Consider the following 16,412-nt stretch of genomic DNA (forward strand, 5'->3'; position numbering starts at 1 on the left):
CGGACATCGGTGCGCTCGGCTTGCTTGATCTGGCTCTCGCGTGCAGGACTGCAGGAAGAAACGCCGCAGAGCCCGCAAATTGGTTGCGGCGAAGTCTGGATTTCGATTGAGCGAGTGATCTGCATGAGGACCATCAAGATGCGATCCTATCCGCGTCGCGTCAACTTCGAGAGCGGGGACGTCGAGTTTCGGTTGATGGGGCCTGCCGACGAGGCCGCCGTCCGGAAATTTGCCAATGCGCTTGCCGTGCACGACATGCTTTTCCTGCCGCGGAATATCCGTGAGCCGAAGGTGCTGTCGGCATGGATCAAGGAGATCGAGCGCGGCTCGATCGTCAGCCTGCTGGTGGTAAAGGACGACATCGTGGTGGGGTGCGGCACAATCGTGCGGGACCCCATGTCGTGGTCGGCCCATGTCGGCGAGATCAGGACCGTGATCTCCTCGCATGTACGTGGCACCGGCATCGGACGGGCACTTTCCAATGAGGCCTTTGACCTCGCGTTGTCGATGGGCCTGGAACGCCTGACCGTGCAGATGACGTCGGACCAGACCCGCGCGATCACGATCTTCGAGGCACTCGGCTTCCGAGCCGAGGCGCTGTTGCGCGATCAGGTGAAAGACCTTCAGGGCAAGACGCACGACATCGTCGTGCTTGGCGTCAATGTGGCGGACGTGCAGAAGCTCGAACCGGGCGGTGCGCCCGGTGCGATCGAGTAGCACGAGGACTGGCCGAGGAATCGCTTCGCCGTCCTCGTACCGTTTGCATCCATGACGGCAACGGTCGCGGTCATGCCGGCTTTCGCCGGTCGGATCTGCGTTCTGCCAACGTTGCAAAAAATGCAACGGAAATAGGATGACACGATCATTGATGCAAGCTGCTTTCTCCCTGATGCTGCGCGGGCAGGTTGTTCACCGTTCACCGCATTGCCTCGCAATCCTTTTCCCAAGGTGTCCAGCATCATGACATCGACCTCTTCGCCTTCCGCAGACCTGGCCGCCCCGGCGGTCAATCCCGCAAGCACCGGCAAGCTCACGCTGTTCGTTGCCGTTCTGATCATCGTTGCCGTCGCTGAGACGGTCGGGATCGTCCAGTTCCAGATCGGACCGGGCAAGGTGCTGCTTCAACCGATGGTGTGGGCGCTGCTGATTGCGGCCGCATGGAGCCTCTCAGCGCGTTATCTACCTACCGCCGCGCGGATCGGGCCGAGCCTGCAGACCTATGCGGGACAACTGCTCAACGCGGGCCTGTTGCTGTTCGTGATCAAGATGGCATTCACGGTCGGCGGCGCGCTGCCGGAGGTGCAGAAGGCAGGCTGGGCGTTGATCTTCCAGGAGCTCGGGCACACCTTCGGCACGCTCGTCCTCGGCCTGCCGATTGCGCTCCTGCTCGGCGTCAAGCGCGAAGCGGTCGGCGCGACGTTTTCGATCGGCCGTGAAGGCAACATGGTGATCATCGGCGAGAAATACGGCATGAACTCCGCCGAGGGGCGCGGCGTGCTGGCCGAGTACATCACGGGCACCGTGCTCGGTGCGTTGTTCATCGCGCTGTTGGCCGGCTTTGTCGCCAGCCTGCACATCTTCGATCCGCGGTCGCTCGCGATGGGCGCTGGCGTCGGCTCGGGCAGCATGATGGCGGCCGCGATCGGCACCATCAACGGCCACAATCCTCCCGAGATAGCGAAAGAACTGATTGCGATCGCCTCGGCGGCGAACCTGATGACCGCCGTGCTCGGCTTCTATTTCGCCCTGTTCTTCTCGCTACCGGCGTGCTCCTGGCTGTACGACAGGCTGGAGCCCGTGCTCGGCCGGCTCTCGAACTTCACGTCGGAAGACCTCGGGCCCTCGATCGCCAGCGCCAGCGAGACAAAGCACGGCACGTTCGGCTTCTCCGACTCGCTGCTGGCCTGGATCACCGTCGCCGGCGGCGTCCTGATCGGCAATTCGCTCACCTACAAGGTTCCGCTGCTGGACACGGGGGCGGGTCTCCTGGTCGTGCTCGCGGTCGTGCTGCTGGTCGACGTCGTTGCCCGTCTGTTGCCGAAAGTGCCGCACATCCTTGTCCTGGTCGTGGTCACGACTGTGCTCGGCATTCCCGGCCTGCTGCCGTTTTCCAACGCGATGATCGGCTCGGTCGACAAGCTGAACTTCCTCGCCTTCACGACCCCTGTGCTGACGCTCGCCGGCTTCTCGGTCGCTAAGGATCTTCCGATCTTCAGGAAGCTGAGCTGGCGTATCGTGGTGGTCTCGCTGACGGCTGCGGCGGGCACGTTTTTCGGTGCGACATTGATCGCCGAATTCTTCCATCGCTAACCCACGAACAGATGGACCAACGCATGTCAGAGAAGTTTGGAATCGCCGACGATATCTGTGCCCGCATGCTGGATTGGCGCCATGACATCCATGCCAACCCGGAAACCGCGTTCCAGGAGCACCGCACCGCCCAGCTCGTGGCCGATGCGCTGATGGAGATGCAGATTCCGGTCCATCGCGGCCTCGGCGGCACCGGCGTGGTCGGAACGCTGAAGAATGGCGAAGGCCCGACGATCGCGCTGCGCGCCGACATGGACGCGCTTGATCTACAGGAACTGGGGGACCGCGCCCACAAATCAACCCGGGCCGGCAAAATGCACGGCTGTGGCCACGACGGCCACACCACAATGCTGCTTGGCGCCGCCGTACAGCTAGCCCGCCGCCGGCCGTTCCGCGGCACTGTTCACTTCGTGTTCCAGCCCGCCGAGGAGAATGAAGGCGGCGGCAAGAGGATGGTTGAGGAGGGGTTGTTCAAGATGTTTCCCGCCGACGCGGTCTACGGGATGCACAACATTCCGAATATCCCGCGAGGAAAATTCGCGATCCGGACCGGCATTGCGACGGCCTTCCTCGATACGTTCGAGATCGTCGTGACCGGGAGCGGTTGTCATGCCGCGACGCCGGAGAAGGGCATCGACCCGATCCTGGTGTCGGCCGATCTCGTCTCCGCGCTACAAGGCATCGTGAGCCGCCGCATCGGTGCCATGGACGCCGCCGTCGTGAGCGTCACACAGATCCATGGCGGCGACACCTGGAACGTGGTGCCCGAAACCGTCACATTGCGCGGTACGGTCAGAACGCTGGACGCCGAGATACAGGATCAGGTCGAGGCTGCCATGAAGCAGGTCTGCGCCGGCGTGGCGCAAACCCATGGCGGAAAGATCGATCTGAGCTACATGCGAGGTTATCCGGGAGTGATCAACACGCCCGCCGAAGCGAATGCCGCGGCGTCGGCCGCCGCAAACCTCGTCGGCGTCGAACAGGTGCAAACCGACATCAAGCCGGCGATGGGATCGGAGGACTTTGCGTTCATGCTGCAGGAGTGCCCAGGCGCTTACATCTGTATCGGCGCGGGCGAGACCGCCAATGATCCGCCGTTGCACAACCCGTACTATGATTTCAATGACGCCATCCTGCCGATGGGCGCCGCGTATTGGGTCGAGCTCGTCAAGCAACAACTGCCTGCTGCCTGATGCTTTCGGTCTTCGACATATTCAAGATCGGCATCGGCCCCTCGAGTTCGCACACGGTGGGGCCGATGCGCGCGGCCGGCCAATTCGTCCGCGCGCTCGAGCGCGATGGCCTGCTTTCCAGAACGGTACGGGTCCGCGCCGATTTCTATGGCTCGCTGGGCGCGACCGGGCGAGGGCATGCGACCGATCTCGGCGTGATCCTCGGCCTGCTCGGCGAAAAGCCCGATACGGTTGATCCGGCCGAGGTGGCTCCGCAGCTTGCGGACATCCGGCGCTCCGGCGAGCTGCGGCTGCTCAACGTTCATCCGGTCCCGTTTCGGCGCGGGCACGATATCGTGTTCAAGCCCGACAGCGCACTCCCGGAACATCCCAATGGAATCCGCCTCGTGGCGTTCGCGGCCGACGGCAGCCTGCTGGCGGAACGCTACTACTTCTCGATCGGCGGCGGATTCGTGATCGAGCGTGGCCTTGGCGACGCGGCTGGCGGCGCAGGCGCCGAGCTCCCGGTCTGGCCGTATCCGTTCGGCACTGGCGCCGAGCTGGTTGCACGTGCGCAGTCGAGCGGTCGCTCGATCGCCGACATGGTGCTCGCCAACGAGTGCGTACATCGCACCGACGCGGACGTCCGCGCCGGCCTCCTGAAGATCTGGGAGACGATGAAGCAATGCGTCGACCGCGGCTTCGGAATCGACAATGCCGGCGCGGCCGAACCGTTGCCCGGGCCGCTGGGCATTCGCCGTCGCGCACCGGCGCTCTACCGCGAACTGTCGGCCCGCAATAGCGACACCGAGAGCGTCGATCCGCTGGCGGCGATGGACTGGGTCAACGCCTTCGCGATGGCGGTGAATGAGGAGAATGCAGCACGCGGACGGATCGTGACTGCGCCGACCAACGGCGCCGCCGGCGTGATCCCGGCCGTGCTGCACTACTACGTCAAGTTCTGTCCGGGCGCGACCGACGACGGCGTCGTGACGTTCCTGCTCACCGCGGCTGCGATCGGAATGCTCTACAAGGCGAATGCCTCGATCTCCGGCGCGGAAGTTGGCTGTCAAGGCGAGGTCGGCGTCGCCTGTTCGATGGCCGCAGGCGGCCTGACGGCCGTGCTCGGCGGTGCGCCGGCCCAGGTCGAGAACGCTGCCGAGATCGGGATGGAGCACAATCTCGGACTCACTTGCGATCCCGTCGGGGGCCTGGTGCAGATCCCTTGCATCGAGCGCAACGCGATGGGCGCCGTCAAGGCCATCAACGCCGCCCGAATGGCGCTGCGTGGTGACGGCAAGCACTATGTATCGCTTGATGCCGTCATCAAGACGATGCTGCAGACCGGCGAGGATATGAAGTCCAAATACAAGGAGACATCGCTGGGCGGGCTCGCGGTGAACGTCGTGGAATGCTGAAGCACGGCGGTGCCGGCGAATTACCTCGATAGCGAACTCGGCATGATTGGATACGATCCGCGCGCCGTCCCAAGGTTGGGGATAGGGGAAGCCGGCCAGTTGCTGCCGGCATTGCGAATGATTTCGATTTGAGCAAGACTTTAGGTCCAAGGAGGTAGACGACCATGAGCGCTGGAAGGCGCCTGCGAGACGCTGTGCCGGAATGCCAATTGCCGCCGGATTTCGACCAGCATGTATATTCGGCGCAGTTGATTGCTGCCATCATCGCCGAGCTCGGCAGGCAACAGGTTCGATCGTCCGTGGCGCTGGCGGGCACCGGCTTGACCGAGGATCAGCTCGAAGCTCATACGACGCGTATCTCGTACCGGCAGATCGACATCGTGGTTCGCAATGCACTGCGGCTGTCGAACGAACCGACGGTTGCGCTCCGCGCCGGACAGCGCATGCGCGTGACCGCGCACGGAATGTACGGATATGCTTTGCTGAGCAGCGCGACCTATGACGATGCGCGCGCCTTCGCCAATCGATACCTTCGGGTCGTCGGCCCGCTGTGCGATGCGAAATACTCGTATGACGGCGCGGCGGTCGTCTGTGCGTTCGAGCCGTTGCATTGGCCGAATCCGACGCAAGACGTGCATCGCTTCGCGGCCGAGTTCGCCCTGTCGTCGCATTTGACGACGATGAAGGACCTGGCGGGCGAGTCGTTCTCCTTCTCGCGGATTTCCCTTGCCTATGGTGAACCGGCGCATGCCGACGCCTACCAGATGTTCTTCGACTGCCCGGTCCAGTTTCGCCAGCGCGGCAACGAGTACAGATATCAGCTGTCTCAGGCCGACGGTCCGGTGGCGCTGGCGGATTCCCGCACCCACGGAATGGCGCGCGAGATGTGCGAGCAGGTGCTGTCCGAGGTCAATCATGCAGGCGGCATCGCCGCCGATGTCCGGCGGGTCCTGATCGAGCAGCCCGGCAGGTATCCGAACATCGAAGCGATCGCCGAGCGGCTGTCGATGCATCCGCGTGCCCTGCGGCGGAGGCTCGAAGCGGAAGATACATCGTATCGTGAGCTGCTCGCCGAGGTGCGGACGCGGCTAGCGATGGAATATCTGCGCAAGACCGCGATGACCAACGAGGAGATCGCGAGCCGGCTGGGCTATAGCGACGCCGCCAACTTCCGGCATGCCTTCATCCGCTGGACCGGCAAGAGCCCATCCGATTTCCGGGTCTCTTCGCCGGTGTGAAGGCCGTGCGGTCGGCGCAGCGCTGTATGTGACCGCTCGTTACTCCACGCTGTCCATAAGTCACCTCCGAACCGGCCTCGTCGAACCTCCTCGTGGTCGAACTCGATGCATAGATTGGCCATCGACGGCAAATGCGATGGCTCGTCAGGGAGTTGGAAGCGTGTCGGGCGCTGATCGCTTCTGCTCGGGGGCGTCCTCCGAACCTCAGCTGCGCCACACCGCCGCTGTGGTGCCCCCCGGTTCGGGCGCCTCGAGACTGGCCGCGCCTCTCATTCGAGGCGCGGCCTTTTCTCGTGCGTGCGGTGAGGGCGGCAGGCGCCGCCTTGCGGTCAGCGCATCACGCCAGGACCTTGCTTTCGCGCATCTCGGCGATGGCCGCGTCATCGTAGCCGGCCTCGCGCAGGATCTGCGTGCTGTGCTCACCGACCGCGGGCGCCTTGCGCGGCTTCACCTTGGTTGCACCGTCGACAAAGAACGGGCTGTCGATGGTCAGCATCTCGTCGTTCTCGAACGGTACCAGCACGCCGGCCGACAGCATTTGCCGGTCGGCGGACAGGTCGCCCATCTCGGCAACGCATTCGAAGACGATGCCTGCTTCATCGAGGCGGGCCCGCCATTCGTCCCGGTCACGCGTCGCGAATGCCGCGTCGAACAGGGCGATCAATTCGGAGGAACGGGCGAAGCGATCGGCCTGCTTGGCAAAGCGCGGATCAGTGAGCAGGTCGTTGAGGCCGAGGCATTTCGCCACGGTCGGAAAGTCGCGCTGCTCGTTGACGATCGCGAGCAGCAGCCAGCGGCCGTCGCGGCAGCGGTAGTAGCAGCCGAGCGCATTGAACAGATTCTCGCGCGGCGGCCGCGGCGTGAACGTCGCCCCGCACAACGCCGCCTGCGCCATGATGCCGTTCGACCAGACGCCGTTGGCGAGCAGCGAGGAGCCGACCTGGGTGCCGCGTCCCGTGCGCTCGCGCTGATACAGCGCCACCGCGACGGCCGCGAACAGCGAAACGCCCGACGGGTGATCGCCCATGCCGGCCAGCGCCCGCGCCGGCGGCGTGCTGGCGTCGCTCCTCACCATGTCCATCAGGCCTGAGCGCGCCCAGTAGGCCGTGACATCGAAGCCGGGCTTGCCCGCCTCGTCGCCGGTCTCGCCATAGCCGGTGAAGGAGGCGTAGATCAGCCGGTCGTTCGCCGCGGCAAGCCGCTCGTAGCTGATCGCGAGCTTCCTGCGGACCGCGAGCGGATAGTTGGTGATGAAGGCGTCGGCGGTGGAGGCGAGGCGATGCAGCACCGCCTGGCCCTCGGGCTTCGACAGGTCGAGCGCAAGGCCGCGCTTGTTGCGATTGTCGAGCAGCCAGCCATAGGGCTGGTCGGATCTCGGCATGCCCGGCAGCTTCGGCACCTGACGGAACGCGTCGCCTGCACCGGGCGGTTCGATCTTGATCACGTCGGCGCCGAAGTCGCCGAGCAGCGTCGCGGCGGTTGGCGCGGCGATGAAGCTGCCGCAGTCGATGACCTTCAAACCTTCGAAGATGCTCATGTGAGTTCGTCTCCGCTTGATGCCCGGGATCAGCTGTTGTCCGTCGGCCAGGTCGGCCTATTCCGAAACGTGGCGGCCGCCTCTGTCTGCGAATGCGCGCAGGCCTGCGGGTGAGCCGGTCATGTCCCGTTCCTGCCGTTGCGTGCCGCCAGCACGTGCAGCAGCGCCACCTGCGTGTCGTCGCGTTCGCGCTCCATCCGCGGGATCGGCGTCTTGCCGAAAGATGCCGCGGCCTGGTCGATGATCTTGCGCTGCAGCGCCTCGTCGAGATCGACCTGCGGAATCACCTTGAACGACGCGGCCATGTTCTTGCCGAGGTGCTGGAAGAACGATTCCAGCCCGTTCGGTCCACCACCCATGTGGAACGAGCTGAACGGCCCGTTCACCGCCCAGCGCAACCCGATCGAGCTGGTGACGACGTCGTCCAGCTCGTCGACCGTGACGACGCCTTCCTGCACGAGATAGCAGGCCTCGCGCATGATCGCGCGCTGCAGCCGGTTGGCGACGAAGCCCTGGATTTCCTTCTTGAGCACGCGCGGCACCTTGCCGAGCGCCTCGTAGAACGCCACGGCGTCGGCGGTGGCCTCTGGATCGGTGCGCTCGCCGGGAACGATTTCGACGAGCGGGATCAGATGCGGCGGGTTGAAAGGATGGCCGACCAGCAGCCGGCTTGCATCCTTCATCTCTTTCGCCTGTTCGGTGGCCGGCCGCGCCGAGCTCGACGACAGCAGCAATGCATGTTTCGGCACCGTTGCCTCGATTCGTGCCCAGAGCTGCTGCTTCCACTCGGGCTTCTCCGGCCCGTTCTCCTGCACCAGGTCGGCGCCGGCGACGGCGCGCGCGAGGTCCGGCTCGAAGCGCAGGTTGCGCTCCAATCCCTCATGCGGCAGGCCGAGCTTCAGCAATGTCGGCCCGATCTTGATCAGGGCGTCCTTGACCGTGGCCTCGATGCCGGGCTGCGGATCGTTGATCACGACATTGAGCCCGTGTGCGAGAAACAGCGCCGCCCAGGAGGAGCCGATGACACCGGCCCCGATGACGCACACATTGCGATAGCGGTTGAGCGCCGCGGCGCGATCTGCGGATGATGGCATGGCTTCCTCCGACGTGCCCGCTTATCGCGGCTGATCGAGATAGTTGTGGCAGCGCTTGGCGCGGGACAGCGTCAAGTCGGTCATGATGTGGCTACACGCGACGATCTCGCGCACCGGAAAATCGGCCATCGGGGCCAATGCGTGGGCGAACAGCTCCAGCCGGGCCGGGCCGGTCCAGGCGCCCTTGACGGTGATGTCGGTGATCTCGGAGCGCAGCAGTTCGCAGATGCGCGGCTCGCCCGCCGGCTTCGGACTGTCATAGGTCCACAGGATCTTCAGCATGAAGGTCGGTACGCAGATCTCGGCCTTTGCCTTTTCGAGGTCCAGCGCGCGGTGCTTGTAACCCATCGTCGCGGTGGCCACGCGCAAGCTGCCGTAGTCCATGGTGCCGACCAGGGTGTCGGAATCGACATAGAGCTTCGGCTTGCCGATTACCTTGGGATAACCGCTGATCTCGCGCCCCGATGCCAGCGCCGGCAGGTTGTCGAGGTACATCGCGTGAAGGTACTCGCCCTTCTCGTCGCCATAGCGCACCTGGACGGCCTGGCCGCATTCGGTGTAGTCGCCGAGACCGGAGGTGTCGGGCATCCGCATGATCTCCCAGCGAACCAGTGGATCGTCAATCTCCAGCGGCTCGGGAACGACTGCGCGCAACGCCTCGATGTCGGTGCGATACAGGATGTTGAGGTATTCGCGGTTGTTGAAGCGGAACGGTCCGCGGGGAAATGCCGGGGCACCGATCGGTGTCGTCAGCTGCTTGAGAACGTCTTCCCGTCGCATCCGCTCCTCCCTTGTTGGCGCTTGCCGTGGTCCGTACCGCCTCCGGCTGCGTGCCGGTTGTCGAGCAAGGCGTCGCGAGCCTAGCGATCTCGGCAAACGGAGAAAGGTGCGATTGGACCGCCGACCGGGTGACTTCCGGACGCGGGTTGCGGCGCGCGCGCGTGGATACGCGATTATTGCGTCGCGTACGGGATCGGGCTTACGTTCGACCGATCGTCAATCGTGGAGCAGGAATGCGCGGAATGCCAGGGACATGCGGTTGCAATGACTAGGCAAGAGTCGCACCTACGCCAATCGCCGGGTCGAATGCTCCCCGGCTTCGCGCAGCGAATATTCCCGCCGCATTCGATCGCAGCCATCGCGGCCGAGCTTCGTGAGCAGGGCATTGATCCATCTGAGGTTCTGGAGGGCACCGGGCTCGCGATCGGCCAGCTCGAATCCCATACGACGCGCATATCGTATCGGCAGCTCGACACGGTGATCCGCAACGCGCTGCGGCTGGCAGGCGACCCGGCTATCGCGCTGCGCTCGGGAGCGCGAATGCATGTCACCGCCTATGGCATGTACGGGTACGCGCTGCTGAGCAGTGCAACGCACGCGGAGGCGCGCGACTTCGCTGCGCGATACATCCGTGTGGTGGGGCCGTTCTGCGATTTCGACCTCTCATACGATCGAGAGACGGTGGTGGCGACGTTCCAGCCCATGCACTGGCCGAATCCGACCGAGAGTGTGCATCGCTTCGCGGTCGAGTTCGAACTGGCCGCGCATCTGACGACGATTCGCGACCGCTCGGGCCAGGGCTTCGGCTTCTCGCGCGTGCTGCTCGACTATACGCCGCCGCCGTCCGCCGCGGCGTATCGTGATCTCTTCGGGTGCCCGGTTTTGTTCAATCAGCATCATTGTGGATACGAATACATACGCAATGACGGCCCACGGGCGCTGGCGAATCCGCGAACCCACGCCATGGCGCGGGAGATGTGCGAGGAGATCCTCGGCGAGGTGAATCGCGCCGGTGGCGTTGCTGCCGATATCCGCCGGATACTGATCGAGCAGCCGGGTCGTTACCCAAGCATCGAGGCGATCGCCGAACAGCTCGATATCTATCCCCGCGCGCTGCGGCGCAGGCTCGAGGCGGAGGGAACCTCATATCGCAGCCTGCTTTCCGAGGTGCGCATGCGGCTCGCGATCGAGTATCTGCGCAAGACGCGCATGACCAATGAGGAGATCGCAAGCCGCCTCGGCTACAGCGACGCGGCTAACTTCCGCCACGCCTTCTCGCGCTGGACCGGCAGGAATCCATCCGAATTCCGCGGCGAGGAGGGTCTTTGACCCCGAGATATCTGGGCGGCTTCGCCAGCTGTGTCCGGAGTTCACCGCCAAATTGGTTCAATCGAACCTTTTGTGCGACCGAAGCGCGCGTAAGCTCGGCACCGTGGTTGCGCTCGCGATCGCGTTCTCCCAACCTGGACCGCCCTCCCTCGGCGGTCTTTCTTTTGGCCGGTCTTGTCCGGAACTCACCTGCAAACGCGACCAATCGAACCTTCTGCTGCCCGGTCCGGCTGACTAGCCTCACCTCAGCTTGCGGGCACCGGATTGCGGGACCCGAAGCAGGCGCGGAAGGCGGACGAGGACGCTCGTGTATCACCCGTCACCAAATCTCCTGCAGTGTCTCTATTCGCCGCAACGGATCGCGGCGGTGGTGCACGTCCTGGCCGAGGAGGGGATCTCAGCGTCGCGCGCGCTCGGCGCGACCAATTTGAGGCGTGCTGACCTCAGGGATTCGTCGGTACGTGTCTCCTACCGGCAGGTCGAGACGGTATTTCGCAATGCGATGCGGCTGTCACGGAATCCGGCGATCGCGTTTCGCGCCGGAGAACGAATGCATGTCATGGCTTACGGCATGTACGGCTATGCCATGCTGAGCAGCCCGACGCGGGCCGGAGTCATTGACTTTGCGGCCAAGTATGGTCGGATCCTCGGAACGGTCGCCGACATCGACTTCACCCGCAAGGGCGATACGGTGAGCTGTCTGCTCGAGCCGTTGCTTTCGCGCGATCCGGCCGATGACGTCTATCGGTTCGCGCTCGAGTTCGCCTTTGCGACCTATCAGACGCTGAGCCGCGACGTCTATGGCAACTCGTTCCGCTTCTCGAAGCTGAGCGCCGCCTATGCGTCGCCGCCGCACGCCGGGACCTACGACCGCATCTTCCAGTGTCCGGTCGAGTTCGGCCAGCGCAGGAACGCGCTGGAATTCGACACTGCCTGGATCGACCGTCCGGCGGTCTGCCCCGACGAGATGACCAGGGCGATGGCCGGCCGAATCTATGATCAGCTTCTCGATCCTGTCGCGCGGGACGACGGTCTTGCTGCCGACATCCGGCGACGGCTCGTCGAGCATCCCGGCCGCTTCCCAAGTATCGAGGCGATGGCGGCGGAGCTTGCAATCCATCCACGGACGTTCCGCCGCAGGCTGCAGCTGCAGCGGAAAACCTACCGGCAGATCGTCTCCGAGGTCCGCATGCAGCTCGCGGTCGGTTATCTGCGCAACACGCAAATGACCAATGACGAGATCGCCGCGCGGCTTGACTACAGCGACGCGGCGAACTTTCGCCACGCCTTTGTCCGCTGGACCGGCAAAAGCCCGTCGGACTTCCGCGACGGCCGGGCGCCAGGCATCGCAGCAGGCGCGCAAGATTCATTGGCGGATGTCCCAAACTAACCGGTCAAGCGGGCCAATTGCACCTTTTACGGGTCTGACCTGCTCGATAGCGTTTTGAGACCAAGAAGATGCGCGGTTGCGCGATCGGGGTCTGCATGGCGCCGCTCGCGGCGCCGGGCAGTAATCATAAAATGTCGGGTCGTGCGGGACACACCGCGTGATCCGGGAGGGGACATTCTGACATGAATATGGTCGTCGACCGCTCTGCGCCGCCGTCGCAATTGCTGCTCGCGCTCGAGGTGCGCGGGATCTGGGAGCTGCAGGCGTTCTTCGCAAGCTATCCGCTGCTTCGCCGCGCGCCGCGCGGGGACGGACATCCGGTCCTCGTCTTGCCGGGGCTCTCCGCCAGCGATATCTCGACGCGACCGTTGCGCGCCTACCTGAAGGCGCAAGGCTATGCGGTCCACGGCTGGAAGCTCGGACCCAATCGCGGACCGCGTCCCGGCGTCGAGGCTGCCATGGACGCAAGGCTGGCCGAGCTCGCCGAGCGATACGGTCGCAAGGTCAGCCTGATCGGCTGGAGCCTCGGCGGTGTGTTTGCGCGCGAGATTGCACGGCGCGCGCCCGATCTGGTCCGCCAGGTGATCACGCTCGGCAGCCCGTTCGCCAATGAGCCGAAGGCAAGCAATGCCTGGCGTCTCTACGAGATACTGAGCGAGCGCCAGGTCGACGACTGGCCCGACAGGGACATCATGAAGTTGCCGCCGCCGGTACCGAGCACGGCGATCTACTCACGCACCGACGGCATCGTCTCGTGGTGGGGGTGCCGCGAGCAGCATGCCGAGCGGACACAGAACATCGAGGTCGAAGGCAGTCATTGCGGGCTCGGGCACAATCCGGCCGTGCTCTATGCGATCGCGGACCGCCTCGCGCTCGGGGAGGATGAATGGTCGCCATTCGACCGCAGCGGTCTTCGCGGCATGGTGTACCCGGATCCGGATCGAGCCGATGACAGCGCCGCCCTGTTCCGGCCGCGCTGGGCGGCCGCCTGACGCGCAGTCCACGGGACGGCGTTTCGCCGCCGCCAGCCAAGTACCGCAAGGAGGACGTCGATGGGGACCGATGACAGGCAATCCGACACAGCCGGCACGGGAGCGATGCCGTGGCTCGGGGACCTGAAGAAAATGGCCGAAAAGTTCACGCTGCCCGGGTTCGATATTGCTGCCCTGGTCGAGTGGCAGCGCAAGGACATGGAGGCGTTGGTTGAGGCCAACAGACAGGCCTACGAAGGCGTCCAGGCGCTGGTCAGCCGGCGCAACGAGATCCTGCAAGAGACGCTCGCGCAGTGGCAGGCGGCGATGCAGGGCTTCGCAAGCGGTGAAGCTATGACGAAGCAGACGGAGACTGCCAAGCAGCAGGTCGAGAAGGCGGTCGCGGATTTCCGCGAGCTGTCGCAGCTGGAAGCGCAGGCGCGCAACAACGCCTGGAAGGTCATGCAGGACCGCATGCAGGAGAACTTCGCGAACCTTCAGAAGCTGTTGCAGCCGAAATAGCGCTGCGCGTGTGAGGCGTAAACCATCGGGGGAAAGCCATGAGTCTGGCCAAGTTGCAGGACTTGACGGGGCGCGTTGCGCTCGTCACGGGCGGATCGCGGGGTCTCGGTCTTCAGATCGCCGAAGTGCTGGGCGAACTCGGCGCCAAGGTCGCGATCACCGCGCGAAAGCGGGATGAGCTTGATGCCGCGGCTGCTCACCTCAAGGGGCTTGGCATCGAGGCGCTTCCGGTGGTGTGCGATATGGGCAGGCTGGAGACAATCCCGCCGATGATCGAGCAGGTCGTGGCCGCGCTGGGCCCGATCGACATCCTCGTCAACAATGCCGGTACGTCCTGGGGCGCCGCCACGATCGAGCATACGCTCGACGGCTGGAACAAGGTGATCAACCTGAATGTGACCGCGATCTTCGTCGCCACCCAGGAGGTCGGCCGGCGCTGCATGGTACCGCGGCGGAGCGGAAAAGTGATCAACATCGCCTCGATCCAGGGCCTCACCGGCTGCTATCCGGAAGGCACCCCGACGCTGGCCTACAACGCGAGCAAGGGCGCGGTCGTCAACCTGACCCGCACGCTTGCCAATGAATGGGCGCCGCTCGGCATCAACGTCAACGCGATCGCGCCAGGTTATTTCCCGACCAAGATGACCGCACAGCTCGACCAGAGCGCGACCGCGCATATGGCGCCGATGAATCGCGAGGGTGGCCCGGAGGACCTCAAGGGCGTCGCCGCGCTGCTCGCCTCCGATGCCTGTGCATTCATCACCGGCCAGACCATTGCGGTCGATGGCGGCGTGACCGCCGTCTGATCCGCAAGACCATAGAAGGGAGAGATCTCATGAACGATATGCCCTGGATCCGATCCTATCCCGACGGCGTGCGTTGGGACGTCGAGATAGCTCCCGGACCAGTGCAGAAGATATTGGGCGACGCCGTTGCCAAATGGCCGGATCGTCCCGCGATCGATTTCATGGGCAAGCGGATCACCTATGCCGAGCTCGGGCGGCTCACCGATCGTGTGGCCAAGGGCCTGCAGCTCCTCGGCGTCAAGCCGGGCGTCCATGTTGGCCTCTATCTGCCCAACACGCCGCACTACATCATCTCGTTTTTCGGCATCCTCAAGGCAGGCGGCACGGCGGTGAACTATTCGCCGCTGGACGCTGCCAAGGTGCTCGAACACAAGATCGAGGACAGCAAGACCGATATCCTGATCACGCTCGACATGGTTTCGCTCTATCCGCAGATGGCGGCGATGCTGGGCAAGACAAGATTGAAGAAGCTGGTGGTCGGGTCGCTCGGCGAGATCACGGCTGACCCCGACACCGTCGTCAACCAGATGAAGGCGGCCAAGCAGCTGAGCGACGTCGCCTGGGACGATCATCACATCAGCTTCGGCCAGCTGACGCACAATGATGGTGTCTACCAGGCCTATCCGATCGATAATCCGCGCGAGACCATCGCCGTGCTGCAATACACCGGCGGGACGACGGGGCTGCCGAAGGGGGCGATGCTCACCCACGCCAATCTGACCAGCGCGTGCCAGCAGTACCGGGCGACGACGGCCGGCTCGCCGCCGGTGCTGGTCGACGGGCAGGAGCGCTTCCTCGCAGTGTTGCCGCCGTTCCACATCTATGCGCTTTCTGTGAATGTGCTGTTCGGCGTCCTGATGGGCGCGGAAATCATCCAGCATGTCCGCTTCGATCCGAAGGCCGCGCTGGAGGAAATCTCGACCAAGTCGGTCAGTGTCTTCTGCGGGGTGCCAACCATGTTCACCGCGCTGATCAACCATCCGGAGACGCCGAAGCATAGCTTGCGCGCGCTGAAATATTGCGGATCCGGCGGCGCGCCGTTGCCGCTCGAGGTGGCGCAGCAATTCGCCTCGATCACCGGCTGCAATTTGAGCGAAGGCTGGGGCATGACCGAGACCTCGCCGAGCGGCACCTACACGCCGGCGCAGCATGGCGCCATGCGCAAGGCCGGCTCCTGCGGCATGCCGATGCCCGGAATCGTCATCAAGTTCCTCAATGTCGACGACAGCAGCAGCTATGTGCCGCTCGGCGAACGCGGCGAGATCTGCATCAAGGGCCCGAATGTGATGAAGGGCTACTGGAACAAGCCGGACGCGACGGCCGAGGTGACTACCGCGGACGGGTACATGCGCACGGGCGACGTCGGCTACATGGATGAGGATGGCTTCATCTTCATCGTGGACCGCACCAAGGACATGCTGCTGTGCAGCGGCTACAACGTGTATCCGCGCGTGCTCGAAGAGGCGATCTACAAATATCCGGCGGTCGAGGAGGTCGCCGTGATCGGCATCCGCGACGAGTATCGCGGCCAGTCGCCGAAGGCCTTCATCAAGCTGAAGGCGGATGCCAAGCCGTTCAAGCTGGAAGAGCTGCAGGCGTTCCTGAAGGACAAGCTCGGCAAGCACGAGATGGTGCAGGCGCTCGAAATCCGCGCCGAACTGCCGAAGACCGCGGTCGGAAAGCTATCGAAGAAGGAGCTGTACGACGAGGAGGAGCGCGTCGCCCGGGCGCAGGCCTGAGATCGCCTGCGCGAACCGGATCGGCCGCGGCGGACAGGTGTCGCGCCTGGGCAATGACCGCGACGCGCCAGATATCGGCACGCCGTCATCAAGACGGCGATCGCCG

Annotated in this window: 14 protein-coding genes; 11 read left to right on the forward strand and 3 right to left on the reverse strand. The window is 64.4% G+C overall.

Going from position 1 to position 16,412, the window contains the following annotated elements:
* Positions 1 to 123 precede the first annotated feature (123 nt).
* The 5 genes from ACZBJS_RS12615 (at position 124) to ACZBJS_RS12635 (ending at position 6,138) form a co-directional block, all read left to right on the forward strand.
* A complete protein-coding gene (locus ACZBJS_RS12615) occupies positions 124 to 717 on the forward strand; it encodes a GNAT family N-acetyltransferase (RefSeq protein ID WP_168857377.1) in 594 nt (197 codons plus the stop codon).
* 243 nt (positions 718 to 960) lie between these two features.
* Positions 961 to 2,310, forward strand: a complete 1,350-nt coding sequence (locus ACZBJS_RS12620) for a DUF3100 domain-containing protein (protein WP_463438755.1) — start codon at positions 961 to 963, stop codon at positions 2,308 to 2,310.
* Positions 2,311 to 2,333: 23 nt separating this feature from the next.
* Positions 2,334 to 3,503 carry a M20 aminoacylase family protein gene (locus tag ACZBJS_RS12625; RefSeq protein ID WP_463438756.1) on the forward strand — a complete coding sequence of 390 codons (1,170 nt, stop codon included), beginning with the start codon at positions 2,334 to 2,336 and terminating at the stop codon, positions 3,501 to 3,503.
* Positions 3,500 to 4,900 carry an L-serine ammonia-lyase gene (locus ACZBJS_RS12630; RefSeq protein WP_057016430.1) on the forward strand — a complete coding sequence of 467 codons (1,401 nt, stop codon included), beginning with the start codon at positions 3,500 to 3,502 and terminating at the stop codon, positions 4,898 to 4,900. Before ACZBJS_RS12625 ends, ACZBJS_RS12630 begins: the two co-directional genes overlap by 4 nt.
* Positions 4,901 to 5,064: 164 nt before the next feature.
* Positions 5,065 to 6,138 (forward strand): AraC family transcriptional regulator, encoded by a 1,074-nt coding sequence (locus tag ACZBJS_RS12635; protein WP_463438757.1) that lies wholly within the window; start codon positions 5,065 to 5,067, stop codon positions 6,136 to 6,138.
* A 337-nt stretch (positions 6,139 to 6,475) separates the two neighbouring features.
* Here ACZBJS_RS12635 and ACZBJS_RS12640 read toward each other — a convergent pair whose 3' ends face one another.
* From ACZBJS_RS12640 to ACZBJS_RS12650, 3 genes are all read right to left on the reverse strand, one after another.
* Positions 6,476 to 7,675, reverse strand: coding sequence for a CaiB/BaiF CoA transferase family protein (locus tag ACZBJS_RS12640; RefSeq protein ID WP_057016381.1), 1,200 nt, complete (start codon positions 7,673 to 7,675; stop codon positions 6,476 to 6,478).
* Positions 7,676 to 7,794: 119 nt separating this feature from the next.
* Positions 7,795 to 8,769, reverse strand: coding sequence for a 3-hydroxyacyl-CoA dehydrogenase NAD-binding domain-containing protein (locus tag ACZBJS_RS12645; RefSeq protein ID WP_253625016.1), 975 nt, complete (start codon positions 8,767 to 8,769; stop codon positions 7,795 to 7,797).
* A 21-nt stretch (positions 8,770 to 8,790) separates the two neighbouring features.
* Positions 8,791 to 9,549, reverse strand: a complete 759-nt coding sequence (locus ACZBJS_RS12650; RefSeq protein ID WP_050400709.1) for an acetoacetate decarboxylase — start codon at positions 9,547 to 9,549, stop codon at positions 8,791 to 8,793.
* A gap of 306 nt (positions 9,550 to 9,855) precedes the next feature.
* Here ACZBJS_RS12650 and ACZBJS_RS12655 point away from each other — a divergent pair, with 306 nt between their 5' ends.
* The 6 genes from ACZBJS_RS12655 to ACZBJS_RS12680 all read left to right on the forward strand — a co-directional run bounded on the left by ACZBJS_RS12655 (position 9,856) and on the right by ACZBJS_RS12680 (position 16,306).
* The gene (locus ACZBJS_RS12655) at positions 9,856 to 10,878 is read left to right on the forward strand and encodes an AraC family transcriptional regulator (protein ID WP_463438758.1); all 1,023 of its coding nucleotides are present in this window, start codon (positions 9,856 to 9,858) and stop codon (positions 10,876 to 10,878) included.
* 307 nt (positions 10,879 to 11,185) lie between these two features.
* The gene (locus tag ACZBJS_RS12660; RefSeq protein WP_229189855.1) at positions 11,186 to 12,268 is read left to right on the forward strand and encodes an AraC family transcriptional regulator; all 1,083 of its coding nucleotides are present in this window, start codon (positions 11,186 to 11,188) and stop codon (positions 12,266 to 12,268) included.
* A 182-nt stretch (positions 12,269 to 12,450) separates the two neighbouring features.
* A complete protein-coding gene (locus ACZBJS_RS12665) occupies positions 12,451 to 13,260 on the forward strand; it encodes an esterase/lipase family protein (protein WP_057016379.1) in 810 nt (269 codons plus the stop codon).
* Positions 13,261 to 13,320: 60 nt separating this feature from the next.
* A complete protein-coding gene (gene phaP, locus ACZBJS_RS12670) occupies positions 13,321 to 13,761 on the forward strand; it encodes a phasin family protein (protein ID WP_229189854.1) in 441 nt (146 codons plus the stop codon).
* Positions 13,762 to 13,799: 38 nt separating this feature from the next.
* Complete coding sequence (locus ACZBJS_RS12675; RefSeq protein WP_057016377.1) at positions 13,800 to 14,567, forward strand: SDR family oxidoreductase; 768 nt, start codon at positions 13,800 to 13,802, stop codon at positions 14,565 to 14,567.
* Between the two features lie 29 nt (positions 14,568 to 14,596).
* Positions 14,597 to 16,306 (forward strand): long-chain-fatty-acid--CoA ligase, encoded by a 1,710-nt coding sequence (locus ACZBJS_RS12680; RefSeq protein WP_463438759.1) that lies wholly within the window; start codon positions 14,597 to 14,599, stop codon positions 16,304 to 16,306.
* The last annotated feature ends 106 nt before the right edge of the window (positions 16,307 to 16,412 follow it).

It is taken from the genome of Bradyrhizobium sp. KZN70725 (genome assembly GCF_055264925.1).